Origin of the sequence: Myxococcus sp. CA039A, from assembly GCF_013336645.1 — a bacterium.
GTDB classification, from domain to species: Bacteria; Myxococcota; Myxococcia; order Myxococcales; family Myxococcaceae; genus Myxococcus; species Myxococcus llanfairpwllgwyngyllgogerychwyrndrobwllllantysiliogogogochensis.
Window position 1 is genome coordinate 1 of sequence record NZ_JABUMQ010000682.1, and the last position, 1,147, is coordinate 1,147.

At 72.2% G+C, this 1,147-nt stretch carries 1 protein-coding gene; it reads left to right on the top strand.

The window, feature by feature from the left end; genetic code table 11:
- Window positions 1-281: 281 nt before the first annotated feature.
- Window positions 282-1,147, top strand: an 866-nt coding sequence (locus tag HR086_RS46995; protein ID WP_174468927.1) for a hypothetical protein, incomplete at its 3' end; no start/stop codon positions are given.

The window sequence follows — 1,147 nt, forward strand, 5'->3', positions numbered from 1 at the left end:
GTCCATCCCCTCCCGCCCCGCCGACGATGAAGAAGACGAGGACACCAGCGCCCCTTCGGGGCCGAAGGAAACCTCCGAGAAGACGCAGATCCGCCCCGCGCCCCCCGAGCGCCCCCGCCGCTGAAGTTTGACTGACAGTCCTCGAGTGCTCCCACCGCCCTACCTGGGCGGTGGGGTCAGCTCCCACCGCACGCACCGAGAGCGTGCGCGATGCCACCCGAGGTGAGCAGCCCCTGATTCCCGGCCTTGCGAGGAGGTCGTGTCGGGGGGAAAGTGATCGTGTGTTGATCTCCCTCGTCGCCGTTCTCTCCGTGGTCGCCCAGGCGCCCACGGCGCTCCCGCAGGGGCCCCTGAGTGTGTTGATCGCCCCACCGGATGCGACGGGAGCCCCGGCCCACATCGTCGAGTTCGCGCAGGAGCACGTGGCGGAGCAGCTCGAGTCGCGCGGGCTGCGCGTCATCCGCATCGAGAACGTCACTCGGAAGCTGCCCGCCACGCGGCGCCGCACGCTGCTGCGCTGCAAGCGCACGGAGGCCCCGTGTCTCCAGTGGCTCGGCACGGCCAGCAAGGCGGAGGTCGTCCTGGTGGCGGAGCTGGGCCCACGTGCTGGCGGCTACCGCGCCGGGGCGCGCGCCTATGCGGCGAAGGACGGCATGCTCATCTCCGAGCACTTCGTCCTCGACGTGCCGGAGGACAAGCTCCTGGACGCCCTCACCCAGGCCCTGGACGTGGTGGTGCTCAACACGCAGCGCGCGCTGCGGGGACTGCCTCCCGCGCCGCCCATCGACGACGTGCCACCTCCCACGCGGGTGGCCCGGCCTTCCGTGAAGGACGCGCCGCCGCCCGTGGAGCGCGTCACGCCACCGCCGACGGAAACACCGTCCGTCGCCGTCGCCACGACGTCCTCCGCGCGCCGCTGGGCGTGGCTGCCCGCGGCCGGAGGCGTGGTGCTGGCGGGAGTGGGGACGGTGTTCTACCTGAAGGCCCGGGACCGGTATGACACCCTGGAGAAGGGGACGGTCGACGCGCCCGTGCGCGACTCGAAGGCGCTGGTGTCGGAAGGAAAGCAGGCGCAGACGGTGAGCCGCGTGGCCCTTGGCGTGGGCGCCGCGGGCATCGTCGCTGGCGCGGTGATGTTCCTGTGGCC